Genomic DNA, 21991 nt, shown 5'->3' on the forward strand with positions numbered 1-21991 from the left:
ATGCACGCTTATCTTCACTGTCTCTCCCACTCGCCGCTGGTGGGTTACGTCGACCCGGCGCAGACCGTGCTCGACGAGGTTAACGGTGTGATCGCCAGCGCCCGGGCGCGCATTGCGGCGTTTGACCCTGAACTGGTGGTGCTGTTTGCCCCCGATCACTACAACGGTTTTTTCTACGACGTGATGCCGCCGTTCTGTTTAGGCGTGGGAGCCACGGCGATCGGTGATTTCGGCAGTGCGGCGGGGGAACTGCCGGTGCCGACGGATCTCGCTGAAGCCTGCGCCCACGCGGTGATGAAAAGCGGTATCGATCTCGCCGTGTCCTACAACATGCAGGTCGATCATGGTTTCGCCCAGCCGCTGGAGTTTTTACTCGGCGGTCTGGATAAGGTTCCGGTGCTGCCGGTGTTTATTAACGGTGTCGCCACGCCGCTGCCGGGCTTTCAGCGTACCCGCATGCTCGGTGAAGCGATTGGCCGTTTCGCCAGCTCGCTGAATAAGCGCGTACTGTTTTTAGGCTCCGGCGGACTGTCGCATCAGCCGCCGGTACCAGAGCTGGCAAAGGCTGACGCGCATATGCGTGACCGTCTGCTCGGCAGCGGTAAGCAACTGCCCGAAAACGAACGCGAGCTGCGACAGCAGCGGGTGATCAGCGCCGCCGAGAAGTTCGTGGCCGATCAAAACACCCTGCACCCGCTTAACCCCGTCTGGGATAACCGCTTTATGACCCTGCTTGAGCAGGGGCGTTTGCAGGAGCTGGACGCGGTCAGTAACGAAGAGTTGTCTGCGATGGCGGGGAAATCAACGCACGAAGTAAAAACCTGGGTTGCCGCCTTTGCCGCCATTTCTGCCTTTGGCAGTTGGCGCAGCGAAGGCCGTTATTACCGCCCGATCCCAGAGTGGATCGCCGGATTCGGCTCCCTGAGCGCCACCACACAGAACTGAAACAGAACTGAACATGCAGGAGAAAACCATGACTTACCAACCGCAAACTGAAGCCTCGACCAGTCGTTTCCTGGAGGTACAAGAAGCAGGCGAAACGCTACGCGTGCATTTCAATGACTGTGGGCAGGGCGAAGAGACCGTCGTGCTGCTGCACGGCTCCGGTCCGGGCGCGACGGGCTGGGCGAACTTCAGCCGCAATATCGATCCGCTGGTGCAGGCCGGATACCGGGTGATCCTACTGGATTGTCCTGGCTGGGGAAAAAGCGATGGGATCGTTAACCGTGGTTCACGATCGGATCTCAACGCCCGCATCCTGAAAAGCGTGGTCGATCAGTTGGATATTCAGAAAGTTCACCTACTGGGCAACTCGATGGGCGGCCACAGTTCCGTGGCGTTCACCCTGAGCTGGCCGGAGCGCGTGGGCAAGCTGGTGCTGATGGGCGGCGGGACGGGCGGTATGAGCCTGTTTACACCGATGCCGACCGAAGGTATCAAGCGCCTGAATCAGCTGTACCGCGAGCCAACCATCGAGCACCTGAAGCTGATGATGGAGATCTTTGTCTTTGACACCAGCGATCTTACTGAGGCGCTGTTTGAAGCGCGTCTGAACAATATGCTGTCGCGCCGCGATCACCTGGACAACTTTGTGAAAAGCCTCGAAGCCAACCCGAAACAGTTCCCGGACTTCGGCCCACGTCTGGGGGAAATTAAAGCCCAGACTTTGATTGTTTGGGGACGCAATGACCGCTTCGTACCGATGGACGCAGGACTGCGCTTGCTCTCCGGTATTGCCGGTTCTGAGCTGCACATTTACCGCGACTGTGGACACTGGGCGCAGTGGGAACATGCGAATGCCTTTAACCAACTGGTGCTGAATTTCCTCGCACGCCCTTAAGGAACGGACATGACCAATCTTAATCTTGAGCAGTTAGCCGCCGATTTACGTCAGGCTGAGGAAAAAGGGGAAGCTATCGCCCCGCTGCGTGAACTGATCGGCATGGACAACGGCGAAGCGGCCTACGCCATTCAACGCATCAACGTGCAGTACGACGTGGCGCATGGGCGGCGCGTGGTCGGGCGCAAAGTGGGGCTGACGCACCCGAAAGTGCAGCAGCAGCTGGGCGTCGATCAGCCGGACTTCGGCACGCTGTTTGCCGACATGTGTTACGGCGATAACGACACCATTGCGTTTGAGCGCGTACTGCAACCGCGTATTGAAGCGGAAATTGCGCTGGTGCTGAACCGCGATCTGCCCAATGCCGACACCACTTTTGACGAGTTGTACAACGCCATTGAGTGGGTACTGCCCGCGCTGGAAGTGGTCGGCAGCCGTATTCGTGACTGGTCAATCAAGTTTGTTGATACCGTGGCGGATAACGCCTCCTGCGGCGTGTATGTGGTCGGCGGCCCGGCACAGCGTCCGGCAGGATTAGATATGAAAAACTGCGCGATGAAAATGACGCGCAATAACGAAGAGGTCTCCAGCGGGCGTGGTAGCGAATGTCTGGGACATCCGATCAACGCCGCCGTCTGGCTGGCGCGCAAAATGGCCAGCCTCGGCGAGCCGCTGCGCGCCGGAGACATCATTCTCACTGGGGCGTTAGGCCCGATGGTGGCGGTGAATGCGGGCGATCGTTTTGAAGCCCATATCGACGGTATTGGTTCAGTCGCCGCCACCTTTTCAGCGGCGGTTACAAAAGGAAGTCAGTCATGAGTAAGCGTAAAGTGGCCATTATCGGCTCCGGCAACATTGGCACCGATTTGATGATCAAAATTCTGCGTCACGGCGTGCATCTGGAAATGGCGGTGATGGTCGGTATCGATCCGCAATCCGACGGGCTGGCGCGCGCCAGTCGTATGGGCGTCGCCACTACTCATGAAGGGGTGACGGGACTTATCTCCATGCCAGAGTTTGCCGATATCGACATCGTGTTTGACGCCACCAGTGCGAGCGCGCATGTGAAAAACGACGCCGCGCTGCGTGCTGCTAAACCGGGGATCCGCCTGATCGACCTGACGCCTGCGGCGATCGGTCCGTACTGCGTCCCGGTGGTGAATCTGGACGCTAACGTTGACCAACAGAACGTCAATATGGTGACCTGCGGCGGGCAAGCGACTATCCCGATGGTGGCGGCGGTTTCTCGCGTGGCAAAAGTCCATTACGCCGAAATTATCGCCTCGATCGCCAGTAAATCTGCGGGTCCAGGCACGCGCGCCAATATCGATGAGTTTACTGAAACCACCTCGAAGGCGATTGAAGTGGTTGGCGGTGCGGCAAAAGGTAAAGCAATTATCGTCCTTAATCCAGCCGAGCCGCCGCTGATGATGCGCGACACGGTGTATGTGCTGAGCGAAGCGGCTTCCCAGCTTGAAGTTGAAGCGTCTATTAATGAGATGGCGGCGGCGGTACAGGCGTACGTGCCGGGCTATCGCCTGAAACAGCGCGTGCAGTTTGAAGTGATCCCGCAGGATAAACCGGTCAATCTACCGGGCATCGGTCAGTTCTCCGGGCTGAAAACCGCGGTGTATCTGGAAGTGGAAGGCGCGGCGCACTATCTGCCAGCCTACGCGGGCAATCTCGATATTATGACCTCCAGTGCGCTGGCGACCGCTGAGAAGATGGCGCAGTCACTCACTCGTCAGGCAGGAGAAGCAGCATGAACGGTAAAAAACTCTATATCTCTGACGTGACCCTGCGCGACGGCATGCACGCCATTCGCCATCAATATTCACTGGAAAACGTGCGCCAGATTGCCAAAGCGCTGGACGACGCGCGGGTCGATTCCATTGAGGTGGCGCACGGCGACGGTCTGCAGGGTTCCAGTTTTAACTACGGCTTTGGCGCGCACAGCGACCTGGAGTGGATTGAAGCGGCGGCGGACGTGGTCAAGCACGCTAAGATCGCCACGCTGCTGTTGCCGGGCATCGGCACGATTCACGACCTGAAAAATGCATATCAGGCTGGGGCGCGCGTCGTACGCGTGGCGACCCACTGCACCGAAGCGGACGTGTCGGCCCAGCATATTCAGTATGCGCGTGAACTGGGCATGGACACCGTCGGCTTTCTGATGATGAGTCATATGACCACGCCGGAAAACCTCGCACAGCAGGCGAAACTGATGGAAAACTACGGTGCGACCTGTATCTATGTGGTCGATTCCGGCGGGGCGATGAACATGTCTGATATTCGCGCCCGCTTCCGCGCCCTGAAAGCGGTGCTGAAGCCGGAGACGGAAACCGGGATGCACGCCCACCACAACCTGAGCCTCGGCGTGGCGAACTCGATTGCCGCGGTAGAAGAGGGTTGTGACCGCATCGATGCCAGCCTGGCCGGTATGGGCGCAGGCGCAGGCAACGCGCCGCTGGAGGTGTTTATCGCCGCGGCGGATAAGCTTGGCTGGCAGCACAGCACCGATCTGTATGCGCTGATGGACGCTGCCGACGATCTGGTGCGTCCGCTGCAGGACCGCCCGGTGCGGGTGGACCGCGAAACGCTGGCGCTGGGCTATGCCGGGGTGTACTCGAGCTTCCTGCGCCACTGCGAAGTGGCAGCGGCGCGTTATGGCCTGAGCGCGGTAGATATTCTGGTTGAACTGGGCAAACGCCGGATGGTGGGCGGCCAGGAAGATATGATCGTCGACGTGGCGCTGGATCTGCGCAACAGCAAATAAAAATGATTACGCGGCTGGCAACGCATCAGCCGCGATTCACCTGCATCGTGACCTCTGAGGTACATCTTATGACTACCCGTACCCCCTCATCCTCCCGCCTGACGCTGACCGTCGGGCTGTGTTTCTTAGTCGCCCTGATGGAAGGGCTGGATTTACAGGCCGCCGGGATCGCTGCCGTCGGTATCGCCCATGCATTTGCGCTGGATAAAATGCAGATGGGCTGGATCTTCAGCGCGGGCATTCTCGGGCTGCTGCCCGGCGCGCTGGTGGGCGGCATGCTGGCCGATCGCTATGGCCGCAAGCGCATTCTGATTGCCTCCGTGGCGCTGTTCGGTCTGTTCTCGCTGGCAACAGCGGTTTCCTGGGATTTCTCGTCGCTGGTGTTTGCCCGTCTGATGACCGGCGTCGGGCTGGGCGCGGCATTGCCGAACCTGATCGCGCTGACTTCCGAGGCGGCGGGTCCGCGTTTTCGCGGTACGGCGGTGAGCCTGATGTACTGCGGCGTGCCAATTGGCGCGGCGCTCGCGGCGGCGCTCGGGTTTAGCGGTCTGTCCTCCGCCTGGCAAACGGTGTTCTGGGTTGGCGGGGTGATCCCGCTGCTGCTGGTACCGCTGTTGATGCGCTGGCTGCCGGAATCGCAGGTTTACGCCCAACAAACGCAGGTGGCTGCCGCGCCGCTGCGTGCGCTGTTTGCGCCAACCACCGCGACAGCCACGCTGCTGCTGTGGCTGTGCTATTTCTTCACCCTGCTGGTGGTGTATATGCTGATCAACTGGCTGCCGATGCTGCTGGTCGGGCAGGGCTTTCAGCCCTCGCAGGCGGCGGGGGTGATGTTTGCCCTGCAAATTGGCGCGGCCAGCGGGACATTAATCCTCGGGGCGTTGATGGACAAACTGCGTCCGGTTGTCATGTCGCTGCTGATCTACACCGGGATGCTGGCATCATTACTGGCGCTGGGCACGGTATCGTCATTGAGCGGCATGCTGATGGCGGGATTTGTAGCGGGGATGTTTGCCACCGGCGGGCAAAGCGTGCTGTATGCGCTGGCGCCGCTGTTTTACAGCACACAGATCCGCGCCACCGGCGTGGGCACCGCCGTCGCGGTTGGGCGTCTGGGCGCGATGAGCGGTCCCTTGTTGGCAGGGAAAATGTTAGCGCTTGGCACCGGAACAGTGGGGGTGATGGCAGCTTCAGCGCCGGGTATTTTAGTGGCGGGTCTGGCGGTATTTATTCTGATGAACCGCAAATCGCAGATGCCGATCCCGGCCAGCGGTGCTTAAGCGCTCATTCGCTAGTATGAGTGGGGAAGATACGGTTCCCACTTCCGGGTGAACGCCAGTCGGTGAGGACGTTGCCAGAGTTTAGATAAAGCCTGGCAACGGAGGCGTTATGAGCTGGCGGCCCTTTTTGTATTTGATTATTAATCCCCACCCGGTATTAAGCGCCCGGCGCGGACATCTGCGCCTGGTGCAGGGTTGACTTTGCATTCTGTTAACAAACGCGGTATAACAAACCTTCTTTGGATGTTTAGATGTCCATACGTTCAGAAGGTTATATGCAAACAACACAACAAAATGCGCCACTGAAGCGCACAATGAAAACACGTCATCTGATTATGCTCTCCTTGGGCGGCGTGATTGGCACAGGGTTATTCTTCAATACCGGGTACATCATCTCCACCACCGGGGCGGCGGGAACGCTGCTGGCCTATCTGATTGGCGCGCTGGTAGTCTGGCTGGTCATGCAGTGTCTGGGCGAGCTTTCGGTAGCGATGCCGGAGACCGGGGCGTTTCACGTCTATGCTGCGCGTTATCTCGGCCCCGCAACGGGATATACCGTGGCCTGGCTCTACTGGCTGACCTGGACTGTGGCGCTGGGGTCGAGTTTTACCGCCGCCGGATTCTGTATGCAGTACTGGTTTCCCCAGGTGCCGGTATGGGTCTGGTGCGTGGTGTTCTGCGCGATTATTTTTGGCCTGAATGTTATCTCCACACGCTTTTTTGCCGAAGGGGAGTTCTGGTTCTCGCTGGTAAAAGTGGTCACTATCATCGCTTTTATTATCCTCGGCGGAGCGGCTATTTTTGGTTTCATCCCGATGCAGGATGGTTCGCCCGCGCCGGGGCTGAGTAATATCACGGCGGAAGGCTGGTTCCCACACGGTGGTTTACCGATCCTGATGACGATGGTGGCGGTGAATTTTGCTTTTTCGGGAACCGAGCTTATCGGTATTGCCGCCGGAGAAACAGAAAACCCGCGCAAGGTCATTCCGGTAGCGATTCGTACCACCATCGCGCGACTGATTATTTTCTTTATCGGCACAGTGTTTGTGCTGGCGGCGCTGATCCCGATGCAGCAGGCGGGCGTGGAGAAAAGCCCGTTTGTGCTGGTGTTTGAGAAGGTGGGGATTCCGTATGCCGCCGATATTTTTAACTTCGTGATCCTGACGGCTATTCTTTCCGCGGCGAACTCCGGGCTGTATGCCTCCGGGCGCATGCTGTGGTCGCTGTCGAATGAACGCACGCTGCCAGCCTGTTTTTCCCGAGTGACGAAAAACGGCGTGCCGCTGACGGCGCTGTCGGTCAGTATGCTCGGCGGTGTGCTGGCACTGTTTTCCAGCGTGGTGGCCCCGGACACGGTATTTGTCGCGCTGTCGGCAATCTCCGGGTTCGCGGTGGTGGCGGTGTGGCTGAGCATTTGCGCTTCGCACTTCGTCTTTCGCCGCCGTCATCTGCAGCAGGGTAAGGCATTGAGTGAATTGCATTATCGCGCGCCGTGGTATCCGTTGGTGCCGGTACTGGGATTTGTGCTGTGCCTGGTGGCTTGCGTCGGGCTGGCATTCGATCCAGCGCAGAGAATTGCGCTGTGGTGCGGGGTACCGTTTGTGGCAGTGTGTTATGGTGCTTATTTCCTTACTCAATCGCGTAAAGCCAAACAGGAGCCCGAACATGTCGCAGAATAATCCGTTAAGCGCCATCCTCGAAAAACAGGATTTCCTGCTGCTCGATGGTGCGATGGCGACGGAGCTGGAAGCGCGTGGCTGTAACTTAGCCGATAGCCTGTGGTCAGCCAAAGTGCTGGTCGAAAATCCGGAGCTCATCCGCGAAGTCCATCTCGATTACTACCGGGCGGGGGCGCAGTGTGCGATCACCGCCAGCTATCAGGCGACACCGGCGGGGTTTGCCGCCCGTGGCCTGGATGAAGCGCAGTCGAAAGCGCTGATTGGTAAAAGCGTGGAGCTGGCGCGTAAAGCCCGTGAAGCGTATCTGGCAGAGAACCCCCAGGCGGGCACGCTGCTGGTCGCGGGGTCCGTCGGGCCTTATGGCGCGTATCTGGCGGATGGTTCTGAATACCGTGGCGATTACGTGCGCAGTAAAGAAGAATTTCAGGCGTTTCACCGCCCGCGCGTGGAAGCCTTGCTGGATGCCGGGGCCGATCTGTTAGCCTGTGAAACCCTGCCAAATTTTGCCGAAATTGGCGCGCTGGCTGAGCTGTTGACCGCGTATCCGCGCGCACGGGCGTGGTTCTCGTTTACCCTGCGCGACAGCGAGCACCTGAGCGACGGTACGGCGCTGCGTGACGTAGTTGCGTTGCTGGCGGGTTATCCGCAGGTGGTGGCGTTAGGTATTAACTGCATTGCGCTGGAAAACACCACCGCCGCGTTGCAGCATTTATACGGCTTAACGGCGCTGCCGCTGGTGGTGTATCCGAACTCGGGTGAGCACTATGACTCAGTGACCAAGACCTGGCACCATCACGGCAAAGCATGCGCCACGCTGGCGGGATATTTACCCCAGTGGCTGGCGGCGGGCGCGAAGCTGATTGGCGGCTGCTGTCGGACGACGCCGCAGGATATTGCCGAACTGAACGCGCAGCGCTGAGAATCATGCCGGGTGGCGGCTCCGCCTTACCCGGCCTACAAATTGCACAAACAGTAGGCCGGGTAAGCGCAGCGCCACCCGGCACAACTTATGCAACATCCGCCAGCACAAACATCCCGTACGGGTGGATTTCGAGGTAATACTGCTCGCCAACGTCCGGCTGCAAACGCGTGGCGTTGACCTGCAATAAGATCTCCTGCCCGTGCCATTCCACCGTGACTTCATACTGGGGGCCCATATAGGCCACGTGGCGGATCACGCAGCGCTGACTCTCTTCGCCGCGATCGCTGAGCGTGATCGCTTCCGGGCGCACGCCGACCATACCTTCGCCTTGCGTATCAAAGTGCAGCGGGCGCGGCAGGTGGTAGCCGTAGATATCAACGTATTGGTCACTGAAGGTGGCCGGGAACAGGTTGGCGTCACCCATAAAACTTGCCATAAAGCGCGAGGCGGGCTGGCGGTAAAGATCCTGCGGTGAACCGATCTGCATGATGTGTCCCTTGTTCATCACCAGCACGGTATCAGAAACCGCAAAGGCTTCGCTCTGATCGTGGGTGACGTACAGCGAGGTGATATCAAACTGCTTTTGCAGTTCGCGGATCTTGTCGCGCATGCTGCGACGCAGGTTGGCGTCGAGGTTACTTAACGGCTCATCAAACAGCAGCACTTTCGGCTTGAGGATCAACGCGCGGGCCAGCGCTACGCGCTGCTGCTGACCGCCGGAGATCTGATCAACATAGCGCTCTTCGAATCCTTCCAGATCGACCATCGCCAGTGCCTCTTTGACACGGGCTTTCACCTCAGCGCGGGACACGCCGAGCATCTTCAGGCCATAACCAACGTTCTCTCCCAGCGACATATGCGGGAACAGGGCATAGGACTGAAACACCATACAGATATCACGCTGCTGAATTGAGCGATGGGTGACGTCTTCGCCATCAATGAAAATCTGCCCTTCGCTCGGTTTTTCCAGCCCGGCGACCAGGCGCAAAATGGTGGTTTTGCCACAACCGGACGGGCCGAGCAGCGTGACCATTTGTCCCTGCGGAATGGTGAGATTGATATTGTCGATTACCGTATTGCTGCCGAATCGTTTGGTGACGTTGCGCAGTTCAACGAAATTTTTCTGAGTCATAGTGCGCTCCATTACGCCTGGTTTTTGGCTTTTGAACGGGAGGTTCGTGATTCACCGATCAGCCAGTCAAAGATGAAAATAATCGCCAGCATCACCACGATCAGAATAGAACCGTAGGCAATCGCCACGCCATATTCGCCGTCTTCCACGCGGTTAAGGATGTAGGCCGTGGCTACGCGGGTATCCGGCGTGACGAGGAACACAATGGCGCTGACGGTGGTAATGGCACGCACAAAGCTGTAGATCAGCGCTGAGAGGATTGCCGGGCGCAGCAGCGGCAGCAGGATGTGCGTAATGGTGCGCAGCGAACCGGCGCGCAGGCTGAGTGAGGCTTCATCCAGTGATTTATCGATCTGGCCGAGTCCCGCAATACCCGCGCGAATGCCGACCGGGACGTTACGCATTACCATCGAGATAATGACAATCGCCGCCGTGCCAGTGAGGTACACCGGGGCGCTGTTAAAGGCCAGAATATATGACACACCCGCGACGGTGCCCGGAACGGCAAAGCACAGCATAGTGGTGAACTCGATGGTCTTCTTACCTTTGAACTGCTGACGCACCACAATCCAGGCGATCAGCAGGCCGAAGATGGCGGTGATCGGCGCGGCAATCCCGGCGTAGAGCAGGGTGTCGAGCAGTGAAGGCCACGCGCCGTCGCTCATCCCCTGGCCGAACAGTTTGGTAAAGTTCGCCAGCGTCAGGGTGTAGTCCACGCCCCAGTTAACGGTGAAACTGCCGTAGAAAATGCTGCCGTACAACAGGGCGTTAAAGGCAATCCACACCGCCAGCAGCGCGACCACGCTCCATACCAGCGTCACAGGTAACGGCTGCACGTCGCCCCGGTAGGATTTACCGGAAACGGTGACGTATGAGCGTTTACCAATCCACATATATTGCACGCAGAACACCAGCAGCGAGAACAGCAGCAGGAAGGCACCCAGCGTACTGGCGGCCTGGTAGTCGAGCTGCGAACCGGTGATGTAGAAGTAGATTTGCGTTGCCAGCACGTCGAAGTTACCGCCGAGCACCAGCGGGTTACTGAAGTCGGCCAGCGATTGCACCACCACAATCAAAAAGGCGTTCGCCAGCGCGGGTTTCAGCAGCGGGACAAACACGCCGTTAAAGGTCTGCCAGCGGCTGGCACGCAGGGTGTACGACGCTTCTTCCAGCGACGGATGAATGGTTTTGATTGCTCCGTCGAGGATCATAAACGCCATCGGAGTGAAGGCCAGCACCTGTGCCAGCCAGATGCCGGTAAAACCGTACAACCAGTTGGTGTTGGTTAAGCCAAACCATTCGACCATAAATTCGGTGATGTAGCCGGAGCGTCCCATCATCAGCGTGACGCCTAAACCCACGACAAACGGCGGGGTGACGATCGGCAGAATCGAGAAAATTCGTCCAATAATAGCGCTGCGTCTGGCGATACGGGTGGTATAGATAGCCAGTACCAGACCAAAGAAGGTACAGCCGACGCCGACGGCAATCGACAGCATAATCGAGTTGAGGATCACCTGAATGATATGTGCCTGCGACAGCACATTCATAAACGCCAGCGGGGCAAATTCCCCGGCGTCGTTGGTGAACATCGGAATAAAAATAGCGATACTCGGCCAGACGATAAAAATACCGATCAAGGCGACAATCGCGGTGAGCGAGCCGATGACGAAACGGTCGCCGCCCAGCCATTCCAGACGGGTGAGCGCCAGGGTCATGATCGCGCCAAGTGCCACAAACAACACTATGGTGGCATAGCCTAAGCCGCGCCCCTCAAGAGTCGCGCTGGCGACGATAAACGCCATACAGAAAAAAGCCCAGCCCGCATCAAGATAATGGCGGCCGCGCTGTTCGCGCCTGGCCTCATGGAACGGACGCACCAGCAGCAGGCTCGGCAGCAGATACCATAACCAACTGATATTGAACTGTGACCAGCCGTAGGCGGCGAGTATTTCCTCGCCAGTCGACTCCAGCAGACCGTAGTCCAGGCTCCAGCTTGGCAGCAGGGCAAATGCCAGCCAGCCAAGCAAAACCCAAAGGAATATCGCATCCCGTTTTTTCACAGGATGGAGTGCAAGTGTGTGTGACATAGCGGTTCCGGTATTCCAGGCCGGATGCGGTATTTACGCTGCACCCGGCAAATGATCGCCGATGTAGGCTTATTTACCCATCTTCACTTCGCTGACCCACTTATTGATCAACGCTTTACGCACGTCGGTCGAGCCGTACTTATCCATGTCGTAATTGATAAGCTTCAGATCGTCGAGTTTCAGCGAGTTAGGCGACGTCTCGGCGGTGGTGTTGGTCAGGATCTGATAGGACTTACCTTTCTTCCACGCCAGCTCCTGAGCATCTTTTGACAGCACCCAGTCAACGAACAGTTTGGCGTTATCGAGGTTGCGCGCACCTTTCAGAATGCTAACGCCGCCGATCTCATAGCCAGTACCTTCGCACGGTGAAATTAGCTCCAGCGGGGCGCCCTGTTCTTTTTCCAGCGAGTAGTCGTGCAGGAAGCCAATGCCAATCGCCGTTTCGCCACGGGCGGCGTTACGCGCTGGGGCAATGCCTGATTTAGTGTATTGAGAGACGTTGGCATTGAGCTGTTTCAGGTAATCAAAGGCCTGATCTTCACCCCACAGTTGAGCAAAAGTCGCCAGCGCGGTATAGGCGGTACCGGAGCTTTGCGGGTCAGCAATCTGGATTTCACCTTTGTATTCCGGTTTGGTCAGATCCTTCCAGCATTTTGGCACCGACAGGTTTTTCTCTTTCAGACGCTGAGTATTGACGCCAAAGCCCAGGATACCGACATAAACCGCGGAGGATAGGTTGCCTTTTACTTTTGCCGGATCGCGGAATTTCTCCATGATCTGCTCGAGATTCGGTGATTTATACGGTTGCAGCAGACCCATTTCGCCCGCCTGAGATTGCGGGTCCAGCGTACCGCCGTACCACACATCCGCCTGTGGGTTTTTCTTCTCGGCATCTACTTTCGCCAGCGTACTGCCCGAGCCGTTGCGAATGAATGAGGTTTTCACATCATATTTGTCGCCGAAGGCTTTGGTTTCGGTTTCACACATCTCGTTCGTGGCGCTGCAATAGACCACCAGACGACCTTGTGCTTGTGCCGTACTGCTGAAGGCCGCCAGCGCCAGAGTAGAGGCAATCAGGGTAGAGGTAAGCGTCAGTTTCATTGTTTTATCCTTTGACTGAGAGAAGGGGTAATGCCCGCAATGAGCAACGGCATCAGCAATAAACCCATAAAGACAGCGGCAACCGAGAGCAAACTGAACATTCCCGACCAGCCGTAATGTTCTATGACCAGCGACAGCGGCCAACCCGCCAGCGCGGCCCCCAGATAGGCGAACAGCCCGAGAAAACCGGTAATTGAACCTGCTGCCGCTTTGTGCCCGCACTCCACTGCCGCGAGGCCAATCAGCATCTGTGGGCCAAACACAAAAAAGCCCACCGTAAAGAAACACATCGCCAGTAGCGCGTAGTGGTGCACCGGCGCCAGCCACAGCGCGGCGACGGAGACCATCAACCCCAGCGTGAACAGCAAAATCATCGGCGCACGCTGACCGCTGAACAGCAGATCCGATCCCCAGCCGGCAAACAGCGCCCCCAGCAAACCGCCAACTTCAAACAGCATCACCGTGGCATTGGCGCTGAGCAGATTCACGCCGTGGCTTTCCGTCAGCCAGATGTTGCCCCAGTCGTTGAGGGCGATGCGGATCAAATAGACCAATACATACGACACGCCGAGCAGCCAGATCATCGGGTTTTTCAGCATGGTGGTACGTAACATTTGCCACAGCCCCATCGGCGGGCTTTGCTGCTCCTGGCGCAGCTCCAGCGGGTCATGCCGCCATTCCCCGACCGTAGGTAATCCCTCTTCCCGGGGCGTGCCTTTCAGTTGCAGGGTGAGCCAGATACCTAACGCCATGCTGATAATCCCTGGTGCCAGCATCGCCGCCTGCCAGCCCCACCAGTGGGCGGCAAAGGCGCTAATCAGCGGGATAATTGCCCCACCGATGTTGATCGACATATTCCAGCAGCCCCACCAGAATCCGCGTTCGTTACGCGAATACCAGTGGGTCAGCAGGCGGGCGCAGGGCGGCCAGCCCCAGCCCTGAAAAAATCCGTTGAGCGTCCAGACCGCCAGCAGTAGCGTCAGCGATTCACCAAACGCGAACAGCACATTTAAAATGCCGGTGGCGAACAGGCCAATGCCCATAAACGCGCGCTGTCCGTGGCTGTCGTGCCATAGCCCGGCGGTGAATTTCGATAAACCATAGGTCAGGTAAAACAGCGATCCCAACAGACCTATATCACTTTTATCCAGTCCCAGATCCATTTGCAGTGCCGGGAGCACGTAGTTAACGCTTTTGCGCGTCAGGTAAAACGCCGCGTACCCGATGACCATGTACATCAGCAGCTGTGGACGCAGCGTCCGGTATTGTTGGTTGATGTCGGTACGCATAGCCGTCTCCGTTTGTGCTGACTATAGGAAAGTGAAATCGAAAGGGGATGAGAGAAAGTCCAGAGTGGCTAAGACTTTTTCCTGGTTAGCGGCTGATTTGTTGCAAATTTGTGGGCAGGTTAACAATTACCCGCGTGCCGTGGTTAGATTCGAGCGTCAGCTCGCCGCCGAGCGCGCTGACCCGCTCACGCATCCCCTGGATACCAAAACCGGGAATTTTTTCAGGAAGAATGCCGACACCGTTGTCCGTGACTTCCAGCAACAGGCAGTGATCCCGTTGGCGCAGCGCAATCGACACCTCGCTGGCATTGGCATGTTTACAGATGTTATTGAGCAATTCCTGCAACAGACGGTACAGCGTAAAGCGCACCGTTTCATTTTCTGGCGTATTTGCCAGTCGGTAATCAAACTGGCAGTGAATACCCCGTTCGGCAAAGGCAAATTCATTGACCAGATGGTGCAGCGCATCTTTAAAAGACAACTCGTCAAGCGCGGGCGGGCGTAGCTGGCGCAGTAACTGACGGGTCGAGTGGTGGATACGCCGGGCAAGATCGTTGATCTGGTTCGCCGCGTCGAGCGTTTGCTCAGGACCCTGCGAACGTTTAACCAGTTGTGATTGAATTTGAATGGCGGTGATGTTCTGACCAATTTCGTCGTGCAGTTCCCGCGCCAGGCTTTTGCGCGTGTTTTCTTCGGTGCGGATCAGCTGTTCGGTCAGTGCGCGACGCGCCGCCAGTTCAGTTTCCAGACGCTGGCGATAATGATGCAGATTTTGCGCCAGATGCTGCTGGCGGCTGATGGCGATCCCCAGCCCGATGCCGAGCAGCGCCTGGGTGGCGAGGAAAATCTCCAGCTCCACTAAGTTGCTGAACCCGACGCCGATTTGCCGGGCGATGGTGATCATCATACTGCCGAGCAATCCGGACAACACGCCGCCCTGCCAGCCAAATTTCCACGCCATCACCACGTTCGGTAGGAACACCACGATCAGCAGCAGGCGCTCGATCTCCGGCGACAGCACCATCTGGGTGCCGATGCCAATAATAAAAAACAGGCTGCACCAGATGATAAGTGAGGTGCGCAGCGGGGGATTGGTGGTATCCAGCCCGAGCAAATGATAGCGGTGTTGCTGGCGCAAAAATTCATAGATCAGATAGACAAACGGGGTGAGCAGCACACCGCCGGTAAACGATGCCAGCCCAATCAACATCGCCGGGCTTTGGATAAACGGTGAAAGCAGGGCGGTATTGAGCAATGAAGTGATCGTCACCGCGGCCAGCAGCAGCGTTAAGCGCTGCCAGTAAAGCGGGAAGCGGTGCCAGTATGACTGACCGATACTGGCCGGTATCAGGCTTATCAGCGGTGCGGCCAGCAGAAGATAACCGTTGAGTAACTGTTCGTTGTGCAGCCAGAACAACATCAGCACCGGCGGCAATACCAGCGCGGGCCAGTAGCGGCGAGACAGCAGGATCAATAGCGCGAGATAGACGCCGTGCGGCAGAAATAGCGCCGCCTGCTGACCGTTATGGGTCAGGTAAAAACCTAACGTCCACAGCATTAGCCAGCCCGATCCCCAGGCCAGCAGAATAAACAGAGAAATAACCCAATGACGAAGGTTACGCGACATTAATGCCCCGTCAGTAACTGGTGGTCGAGGGCAAAATGCACCAGATCGATGGTGCTGTGGCATTGCAGTTTGCCCAATACGTTCGCGCGATGAACGTGCACCGTTTTATGACTGAGGTCGAGCTTGAAGGCGATCTCTTTCACGCTGTCGCCTTTGACCAACAGCTCAAACACTTCGCGCTCGCGTGGGGTCAGTACTTCCAGTACCTGCGCGGGCTGTTCGCCGCCGCGTAACGCCCGCAGCGCATCGGCACACAGGTAATGCCCGCCCATACCGACCGATCGTACTGCCTGCACCAACTCTTCCGGTCCACAGCGTTTGGTCAGGTAGCCACTGGCCCCGGCATCCAGCGCGCTTTGTACAAACGTCGGCGCGTCATAAATACTGAGAATAATGGCGCGAAAGCCGGGTTTTTGCGCCCGCAGCCGTTTTAGCAGACTCAGACCATTTTCATCCGGCATGGCGATATCCATGACCGCAACATTGACGTCCTCGCGCAGTAATGCCGGCCAGGCCTCTGCCGCGCTGCTGTACTGGCCGATAACGGCGAGATCCTCTTCGAGACCGAGTAATTGCGCAAAACCGGAACGCACCACCACATGGTCGTCCACCAGCACAACATGAATCATGATATTGCTCTCTTGCCTGACAAGAATATCTATGATGCCTGCCAGCGCCACGCTGGCAATCATCCAGACGCAGTTATGTTACGGATGTAACAAAATTGTAATAATTTTCCGGGTGTGGTAGGCCGGATAAGGCGCTTGCGCCGCCATCCGGCAACAGTGCCTGATGGCGCTGCGCTTATCAGGCCTACGAATGTCATCTGTAATGAGCGAAATCGCTAACTATTGCCGCTTTTTTTCTAAAAACGCTTTGTTCTTAGCCAGAATTTTTAATTCCTTTATCAAATTGTGCCGCAACGAAATACTGCCTCCATAACAAGACAGGGGAGCAGACAATCATGGCTATTTCATCGCGTAACGCACTTCTCGGTGCACTGGCATTCATCGCATTTCAGGCGCAGGCGGTGAACGTCACCGTCGCCTATCAGACCTCCGCTGAACCGGCCAAAGTGGCGCAGGCGGATAACACCTTTGCTAAAGAGAGCGGGGCCACCGTTGACTGGCGCAAATTCGACAGCGGCGCGAGCATCGTGCGTGCGCTGGCCTCCGGCGACGTGCAGATTGGCAATCTCGGCTCCAGCCCGCTGGCGGTCGCTGCCAGTCAGCAGGTGCCGATTGAGGTTTTCCTGCTGGCGTCAAAACTGGGTAGCTCTGAAGCGCTGGTCGTGAAGAAAAATATCAGTAAGCCGCAAGATTTAGTGGGTAAACGCATTGCGGTGCCGTTTATTTCCACCACCCATTACAGCCTGCTGGCGGCGTTAAAACACTGGGGTATCAAACCCGGTCAGGTGGAGATTGTGAACCTGCAACCGCCGGCGATCATTGCCGCATGGCAGCGCGGGGATATTGACGGCGCGTACGTCTGGGCTCCTGCGGTCAATGCACTGGAAAAAGACGGCAAGGTGTTAACCGACTCATCGCAGGTTGGCGAGTGGGGCGCACCGACGCTGGACGTGTGGGTGGTACGCAAAGATTTTGCCGAGAAGCATCCTGATGTGGTGAAAGCCTTTGCCAAAAGCGCTATCGATGCGCAGCAACCTTATATCGCTAATCCCGATGAGTGGCTGAAGCAGCCGGAGAATATCAGCAAATTGTCGCGTTTAAGCGGCGTGCCGGAAGCGGATGTGCCGGGACTGGTGAAAGGTAACACTTACCTGACGCCGCAACAGCAGACTGCCGAACTGACCGGATCGGTGAACAAAGCCATTATCGACACCGCGCAGTTCCTCAAAGAGCAGGGCAAAGTCCCCGCTGTCGCGACGGATTACAGCCAGTATGTTACCGATCGCTTCGTGCAATAAATAAGGAGGCGCTGATGCTGCAAATCTCTCACCTCGCAGCCAGCTACGGTGGAAAACCGGCGCTGGAGGATATCAACCTGTCGCTTGATAGCGGCGAACTGCTGGTGGTACTCGGGCCTTCCGGCTGCGGCAAAACCACGCTGCTAAATCTGATTGCCGGGTTTGTGCCGTATCAGCATGGCAGCATCACGCTGGCGGGTAAAAGGGTTGACGGTCCGGGCGCGGAACGCGGGGTGGTATTCCAGAACGAAGGTCTGCTGCCCTGGCGTAACGTGCAGGATAATGTGGCCTTTGGTCTGCAACTGGCAGGGGTAGAGAAAGTGCAGCGTCAGCGTATCGCCCAGGAGATGTTGCAGAAAGTCGGGCTGGAGGACGCGGGCAAACGCTTTATCTGGCAGCTTTCCGGTGGACAGCGGCAGCGCGTCGGCATTGCGCGGGCGCTGGCGGCCAATCCACAGTTGTTGTTGCTGGATGAACCTTTTGGCGCGCTCGACGCCTTTACTCGTGAGCAGATGCAAACCCTGCTGCTGAAGCTGTGGCATGAGACTGGCAAACAGGTGCTGTTGATTACGCACGATATTGAAGAAGCGGTATTTATGGCCACCGAGCTGGTGCTGCTCTCATCCGGCCCTGGTCGGGTGATGGAGCGTCTGCCGCTGAATTTCGCCCGGCGCTTTGTGGCCGGGGAAGCGAGCCGCAGCATTAAGTCCGATCCGCAGTTTATTGCCATGCGCGAATACGTGCTAAGTCGCGTCTTTGCGCAACGGGAGGCGTTTTCATGAGCGTAGTGATTAATGATAAACCGCGACAGCGCACGCTGAACTGGCGCTGGCCGTTTTCACGTCAGATAACGTTAAGCCTTGGTACGCTGGTCGTCATTCTGGCGGTGTGGTGGACGGTGGCAGCGCTGCAATTAATCAGCCCGCTGTTTTTGCCAGCGCCCGGTCAGGTACTGCAAAAGTTGATCACCATCGCTGGGCCACAAGGATTTATGGATGCCACGCTATGGCAGCATCTGGCGGCCAGCCTGACGCGTATTGTTATCGCCCTGCTGGCGGCGGTGCTGCTGGGCGTCCCGGTTGGGATCGCGATGGGGCTGAGTCCGACGATGCGCGGCATTCTCGATCCGATCATTGAGCTGTATCGTCCGGTTCCGCCCCTGGCCTATCTACCGCTGATGGTCATTTGGTTTGGCATCGGTGAAACCTCCAAGATCTTGCTTATCTATCTGGCGATTTTTGCCCCTGTAGCGATGTCGGCGCTGGCGGGAGTGAAAAGTGCGCAGCAGGTGAGAGTGCGCGCCGCGCAATCGCTGGGAGCCAGCCGTGCGCAGGTGCTGTGGTTTGTTATTTTGCCGGGGGCATTACCTGAGATCCTCACCGGATTACGTATCGGACTTGGGGTGGGCTGGTCGACGCTGGTGGCGGCAGAGTTGATTGCCGCCACGCGAGGTTTGGGTTTTATGGTCCAGTCCGCCGGTGAATTTCTGGCAACGGATGTGGTGCTGGCGGGGATCGCGGTGATTGCCGTTATCGCCTTTATTTTAGAACTGGGTCTGCGCGCGCTTCAGCGTCGTCTGACGCCCTGGCATGGAGAAGTACAATGAGTGAACGTCTGAGCATTACCCCGCTGGGGCCGTATATTGGCGCACAAATTTCCGGTGCGGACCTGACGCGTCCGCTAAGCGATAACCAGTTTGAGCAGCTTTATCATGCGGTGCTGCGCCATCAGGTGGTGTTCCTGCGTGAGCAGGTGATTACGCCGCAGCAGCAGAGAGCGCTGGCGCTACGTTTTGGCGATCTTCATATTCATCCGGTCTACCCGCACGCCGAGGACGTGGAGGAGATTATCGTGCTGGATACTCACAACGATAATCCGCCGGATAACGATAACTGGCACACCGATGTGACCTTTATCGACACGCCGCCAGCCGGGGCAATTCTGGCAGCAAAAACGCTGCCTTCGACTGGTGGCGATACGCTGTGGACCAGTGGAATTGCCGCTTATGAGGCGCTCTCTGAGCCGTTTCGTCAGTTGCTGAGCGGCCTGCGGGCAGAGCATGATTTCCGCAAATCGTTCCAGGAGTTCAAGTACCGTAAGACGGAAGAAGAGCACCAGCGCTGGCTGGAAGCGGTGGCGAAGCATCCGCCTCTGTTACACCCAGTGGTGCGTACGCATCCGGTAAGCGGGAAGCAGGCGCTGTTCGTGAACGAGGGATTTACCACGCGGATTGTGGATGTCACGGAGAAAGAGAGCGAAGCGCTACTCGGGTTCCTGTTTGCGCATGTCACTAAACCAGAGTTTCAGGTGCGCTGGCGCTGGCAGCCTGACGATGTGGCGATTTGGGATAACCGCGTGACGCAGCATTACGCCAATGCGGATTATCTGCCGCAGCGGCGCATTATGCATCGGGCCACGATTTTAGGGGATAAGCCGTTCTATCGTGCGTCGTGAGTTCCTGACAGGTGCCGATTGTAGGCCGGATAAGCGTAGCGCCATCCGGCATCGTGCCGGATGGCAGCGTAAACGCCTTATCCGGCCTACAAACCTAAATGCGGTCCGATATACCGCTGGTAGCGATTTGCCTTCAGATACGTTAAATCTACCAGTACCAGGCCATCCACGCAGTTGTTAAAGTCCGGGTCGCTGCCAAAGTCGATAAACTGTACGCCACCTGGCTCACACACTTCGGAATATTGCTTGTAGAGTGGTGGAATCCCACAACCAAGGTTGCCGAGCAGCGACTTCAGCCGCGTCAGGTCTTCACTGTAATTTTCCCCGCCAAACTGCGCCAGTGCGTCGGGTAATGAGGCCGGGTACGGTCGGCGTGACTCCGCCAGCGGATGCGTTGCCGGAAACCACAGGCGATAAAAGGCAACCAGCAAATCGCGAGCCGAAGGCGGTAGCCCACCAGAAATAGAGACCGGGCCAAACAGGTAGCGATAGTGTGGATGGCGCGCCAGATACGCGCCGATACCGGACCACAGATAGTCCAGTCCGCGGCGTCCCCAGTAGCGTGGCTGAATAAAGCTGCGCCCCAACTCAATGCCGTGCTGGAGGATATCGTCCATCCGTTCGTCGTAATGAAACAGGCTATAGCTGTAAATGCCGTCCAGCCCGCGCTTTTCCATCTGTAGGGCGGTTGGCATAAAGCGGTAGGCACCGACGATCTCCAAATCGTCTTCATCCCACAGGATCAGATGCAGGTAGTCATCGTCGTAACTGTCGATGTCGCGGCGTTTGCCGCTACCTTCACCTACCGCGCGGAAGGCGATTTCCCGCAGGCGGCCCAGCTCACGTAGCAACGGAACCTCTTCCTGGCCATTACGCTGCCATAGATAGATAACCTTACCGTCTGCTGTACGCCCCAGGCACTCGGCCTGGTGTAGCTCGCGCTTGAGCAGGGCCCGGGGTTCCGGGCGAGCGATCGCGCTTTCGGTTTTAAAGACGCCCGGCCGTCCTTTTCCCAGTAGCTGAACGTGTCGGTAGCACTTGTCTGTCATTTCTCGCGGCGTAGTTTGTGGGTTACACCATGTCGTCCACGCAATTTGCTCGCCAATGGTCACCGGCAGGTTGCTGTTCCGGCGGCGGAACATCTGCTGCATTAACAACAGCATCGGCAGGTTTTGCGACACCAGGGTGCTGGCATAAAACAGCGTACTGTTGCGTGCCTCAATCCACGCAGGTAAGAGCGGTGCGCGGTATTTGGCGGCGAGCTTAATAAAGCCGGAGTGCCATTTTTTATCGTGAATGCCGCGCCGGGTTATGCGTGAAACTTCACCGGCCGGGAAGAAGATCAGCACACCGCCGTTTTGCAACTGTCGCTCCATCAGCTGTAGCGCCGCTTTAGCGGTGCGGCCATTGATATTATCCACCGGAATAAACAGCGAACTGAGCGGTTCGAGATGGGTGAGCATACGGTTGGTGACGACTTTAACATCGCGGCGAACGCGAGAGACGGCGTACAGCAAGGCCAGACCGTCGAGTGTGCCGGTAGGGTGGTTAGCGATGATAACCAGCGGCCCTTGTTCGGGAATTTGTTCCAGGCTACGGACTGGAATTTGACAGTGAATGTTGAGATGCTCCAGCACCTGTTCGACGGTATCTAACCCTTTCAGATGGCGGTGACGAGCGGCAAACTGTTGGAATTCCTCTTCATGTAACAGTTTTCTCAGTACTTTTTTTTGCCACGGGGCGGGCCTCGCCTCTGGCCACAGGTCGTCGATGACATTGTCGAGACTAAACATAGCGGCTCCTCCTCTGTCCTTTTGTGACAGTAGAAGGGCGATGTGTCGGTTAGATGGCGGTTTGGTGACGTTTTATGATAA

At 57.4% G+C, this 21991-nt stretch carries 19 protein-coding genes; 12 read left to right on the forward strand and 7 right to left on the reverse strand.

Translation table 11 applies throughout. The features are described 5' to 3' along the window. From mhpB to mmuM, 8 genes are all read left to right on the forward strand, one after another. Nucleotides 1-945, forward strand: coding sequence for a 2,3-dihydroxyphenylpropionate/2,3-dihydroxicinnamic acid 1,2-dioxygenase (mhpB, locus tag OGX91_RS11650; protein WP_071667381.1), 945 nt, complete (start codon nucleotides 1-3; stop codon nucleotides 943-945). Nucleotides 946-973: 28 nt separating this feature from the next. Beyond that, the gene (mhpC, locus tag OGX91_RS11655) at nucleotides 974-1840 is read left to right on the forward strand and encodes a 2-hydroxy-6-oxonona-2,4-dienedioate hydrolase (RefSeq protein ID WP_286626319.1); all 867 of its coding nucleotides are present in this window, start codon (nucleotides 974-976) and stop codon (nucleotides 1838-1840) included. Nucleotides 1841-1849: 9 nt separating this feature from the next. Beyond that, entirely contained in the window at nucleotides 1850-2659 is an 810-nt protein-coding gene (mhpD, locus tag OGX91_RS11660; RefSeq protein ID WP_286626322.1) for a 2-keto-4-pentenoate hydratase, read from the forward strand. Continuing rightward, nucleotides 2656-3606 (forward strand): acetaldehyde dehydrogenase, encoded by a 951-nt coding sequence (gene mhpF, locus OGX91_RS11665; RefSeq protein WP_286626323.1) that lies wholly within the window; start codon nucleotides 2656-2658, stop codon nucleotides 3604-3606. The genes mhpD and mhpF overlap by 4 nt, the downstream gene beginning before the upstream one ends. After that, on the forward strand, nucleotides 3603-4616 hold the full coding sequence (mhpE, locus tag OGX91_RS11670) for a 4-hydroxy-2-oxovalerate aldolase (RefSeq protein ID WP_286626325.1): 1014 nt from the start codon (nucleotides 3603-3605) through the stop codon (nucleotides 4614-4616). The genes mhpF and mhpE overlap by 4 nt, the downstream gene beginning before the upstream one ends. Nucleotides 4617-4684: 68 nt before the next feature. After that, a complete protein-coding gene (mhpT, locus tag OGX91_RS11675) occupies nucleotides 4685-5896 on the forward strand; it encodes a 3-(3-hydroxy-phenyl)propionate transporter MhpT (protein WP_286626326.1) in 1212 nt (403 codons plus the stop codon). Between the two features lie 275 nt (nucleotides 5897-6171). Further along, nucleotides 6172-7575 carry an S-methylmethionine permease gene (mmuP, locus tag OGX91_RS11680; protein ID WP_005125026.1) on the forward strand — a complete coding sequence of 468 codons (1404 nt, stop codon included), beginning with the start codon at nucleotides 6172-6174 and terminating at the stop codon, nucleotides 7573-7575. After that, nucleotides 7562-8494, forward strand: coding sequence for a homocysteine S-methyltransferase (gene mmuM / locus OGX91_RS11685; RefSeq protein ID WP_286626328.1), 933 nt, complete (start codon nucleotides 7562-7564; stop codon nucleotides 8492-8494). The genes mmuP and mmuM overlap by 14 nt, the downstream gene beginning before the upstream one ends. 88 nt (nucleotides 8495-8582) lie before the next feature. Here mmuM and fbpC read toward each other — a convergent pair whose 3' ends face one another. The 6 genes from fbpC to OGX91_RS11715 form a co-directional block, all read right to left on the reverse strand. Then, nucleotides 8583-9629 carry a ferric ABC transporter ATP-binding protein gene (fbpC, locus tag OGX91_RS11690; protein WP_005125024.1) on the reverse strand — a complete coding sequence of 349 codons (1047 nt, stop codon included), beginning with the start codon at nucleotides 9627-9629 and terminating at the stop codon, nucleotides 8583-8585. Nucleotides 9630-9640: 11 nt separating this feature from the next. Next, nucleotides 9641-11719: an ABC transporter permease gene (locus tag OGX91_RS11695; RefSeq protein WP_040232787.1), complete on the reverse strand. Its 2079-nt coding sequence runs from the start codon at nucleotides 11717-11719 to the stop codon at nucleotides 9641-9643. 69 nt (nucleotides 11720-11788) lie between these two features. Further along, on the reverse strand, nucleotides 11789-12820 hold the full coding sequence (locus tag OGX91_RS11700; RefSeq protein WP_149691324.1) for an ABC transporter substrate-binding protein: 1032 nt from the start codon (nucleotides 12818-12820) through the stop codon (nucleotides 11789-11791). Then, nucleotides 12817-14109, reverse strand: a complete 1293-nt coding sequence (gene uhpC / locus OGX91_RS11705) for an MFS transporter family glucose-6-phosphate receptor UhpC (protein ID WP_286626332.1) — start codon at nucleotides 14107-14109, stop codon at nucleotides 12817-12819. Before uhpC ends, OGX91_RS11700 begins: the two co-directional genes overlap by 4 nt. Nucleotides 14110-14194: 85 nt before the next feature. Further along, nucleotides 14195-15736 carry an MASE1 domain-containing sensor histidine kinase gene (locus OGX91_RS11710; RefSeq protein ID WP_149691326.1) on the reverse strand — a complete coding sequence of 514 codons (1542 nt, stop codon included), beginning with the start codon at nucleotides 15734-15736 and terminating at the stop codon, nucleotides 14195-14197. Beyond that, on the reverse strand, nucleotides 15736-16365 hold the full coding sequence (locus OGX91_RS11715) for a response regulator transcription factor (protein WP_005125019.1): 630 nt from the start codon (nucleotides 16363-16365) through the stop codon (nucleotides 15736-15738). Before OGX91_RS11715 ends, OGX91_RS11710 begins: the two co-directional genes overlap by 1 nt. Nucleotides 16366-16700: 335 nt before the next feature. Here OGX91_RS11715 and tauA point away from each other — a divergent pair, with 335 nt between their 5' ends. The 4 genes from tauA to tauD are packed head-to-tail and all read left to right on the forward strand — an operon-like array spanning nucleotide 16701 to nucleotide 20117. Beyond that, the gene (gene tauA / locus OGX91_RS11720; protein ID WP_286626334.1) at nucleotides 16701-17663 is read left to right on the forward strand and encodes a taurine ABC transporter substrate-binding protein; all 963 of its coding nucleotides are present in this window, start codon (nucleotides 16701-16703) and stop codon (nucleotides 17661-17663) included. Nucleotides 17664-17677: 14 nt separating this feature from the next. Beyond that, on the forward strand, nucleotides 17678-18445 hold the full coding sequence (tauB, locus tag OGX91_RS11725) for a taurine ABC transporter ATP-binding subunit (RefSeq protein WP_286626335.1): 768 nt from the start codon (nucleotides 17678-17680) through the stop codon (nucleotides 18443-18445). Beyond that, nucleotides 18442-19269, forward strand: a complete 828-nt coding sequence (gene tauC, locus OGX91_RS11730) for a taurine ABC transporter permease TauC (RefSeq protein ID WP_286626337.1) — start codon at nucleotides 18442-18444, stop codon at nucleotides 19267-19269. Before tauB ends, tauC begins: the two co-directional genes overlap by 4 nt. Next, complete coding sequence (gene tauD, locus OGX91_RS11735) at nucleotides 19266-20117, forward strand: taurine dioxygenase (protein WP_040232776.1); 852 nt, start codon at nucleotides 19266-19268, stop codon at nucleotides 20115-20117. The genes tauC and tauD overlap by 4 nt, the downstream gene beginning before the upstream one ends. An 86-nt stretch (nucleotides 20118-20203) precedes the next feature. Here tauD and olsF read toward each other — a convergent pair whose 3' ends face one another. Further along, complete coding sequence (gene olsF / locus OGX91_RS11740) at nucleotides 20204-21910, reverse strand: bifunctional ornithine lipid synthase OlsF (RefSeq protein WP_286626338.1); 1707 nt, start codon at nucleotides 21908-21910, stop codon at nucleotides 20204-20206. Between the last annotated feature and the right edge of the window lie 81 nt (nucleotides 21911-21991).

It is taken from the genome of Citrobacter sp. Cpa228, from assembly GCF_030333085.1.
GTDB classification, from domain to species: Bacteria; Pseudomonadota; Gammaproteobacteria; order Enterobacterales; family Enterobacteriaceae; genus Citrobacter; species Citrobacter pasteurii.

What these genes read in the sequence shown, in the direction of transcription:
- olsF (WP_286626338.1), bottom strand. Translation starts at nt 21,910, where the DNA reads ATGTTTAGTCTCGACAATGTCATCGACGACCTGTGGCCAGAGGCGAGG.
- mhpT (WP_286626326.1), top strand. Translation starts at nt 4,685, where the DNA reads ATGACTACCCGTACCCCCTCATCCTCCCGCCTGACGCTGACCGTCGGG.
- mhpD (WP_286626322.1), top strand. Translation starts at nt 1,850, where the DNA reads ATGACCAATCTTAATCTTGAGCAGTTAGCCGCCGATTTACGTCAGGCT.
- OGX91_RS11710 (WP_149691326.1), bottom strand. Translation starts at nt 15,736, where the DNA reads ATGTCGCGTAACCTTCGTCATTGGGTTATTTCTCTGTTTATTCTGCTG.
- mhpC (WP_286626319.1), top strand. Translation starts at nt 974, where the DNA reads ATGACTTACCAACCGCAAACTGAAGCCTCGACCAGTCGTTTCCTGGAG.
- tauA (WP_286626334.1), top strand. Translation starts at nt 16,701, where the DNA reads ATGGCTATTTCATCGCGTAACGCACTTCTCGGTGCACTGGCATTCATC.
- mhpF (WP_286626323.1), top strand. Translation starts at nt 2,656, where the DNA reads ATGAGTAAGCGTAAAGTGGCCATTATCGGCTCCGGCAACATTGGCACC.
- mhpE (WP_286626325.1), top strand. Translation starts at nt 3,603, where the DNA reads ATGAACGGTAAAAAACTCTATATCTCTGACGTGACCCTGCGCGACGGC.
- mhpB (WP_071667381.1), top strand. Translation starts at nt 1, where the DNA reads ATGCACGCTTATCTTCACTGTCTCTCCCACTCGCCGCTGGTGGGTTAC.
- mmuP (WP_005125026.1), top strand. Translation starts at nt 6,172, where the DNA reads ATGCAAACAACACAACAAAATGCGCCACTGAAGCGCACAATGAAAACA.
- OGX91_RS11700 (WP_149691324.1), bottom strand. Translation starts at nt 12,820, where the DNA reads ATGAAACTGACGCTTACCTCTACCCTGATTGCCTCTACTCTGGCGCTG.
- tauC (WP_286626337.1), top strand. Translation starts at nt 18,442, where the DNA reads ATGAGCGTAGTGATTAATGATAAACCGCGACAGCGCACGCTGAACTGG.
- fbpC (WP_005125024.1), bottom strand. Translation starts at nt 9,629, where the DNA reads ATGACTCAGAAAAATTTCGTTGAACTGCGCAACGTCACCAAACGATTC.
- uhpC (WP_286626332.1), bottom strand. Translation starts at nt 14,109, where the DNA reads ATGCGTACCGACATCAACCAACAATACCGGACGCTGCGTCCACAGCTG.
- tauB (WP_286626335.1), top strand. Translation starts at nt 17,678, where the DNA reads ATGCTGCAAATCTCTCACCTCGCAGCCAGCTACGGTGGAAAACCGGCG.
- OGX91_RS11695 (WP_040232787.1), bottom strand. Translation starts at nt 11,719, where the DNA reads ATGTCACACACACTTGCACTCCATCCTGTGAAAAAACGGGATGCGATA.
- tauD (WP_040232776.1), top strand. Translation starts at nt 19,266, where the DNA reads ATGAGTGAACGTCTGAGCATTACCCCGCTGGGGCCGTATATTGGCGCA.
- OGX91_RS11715 (WP_005125019.1), bottom strand. Translation starts at nt 16,365, where the DNA reads ATGATTCATGTTGTGCTGGTGGACGACCATGTGGTGGTGCGTTCCGGT.
- mmuM (WP_286626328.1), top strand. Translation starts at nt 7,562, where the DNA reads ATGTCGCAGAATAATCCGTTAAGCGCCATCCTCGAAAAACAGGATTTC.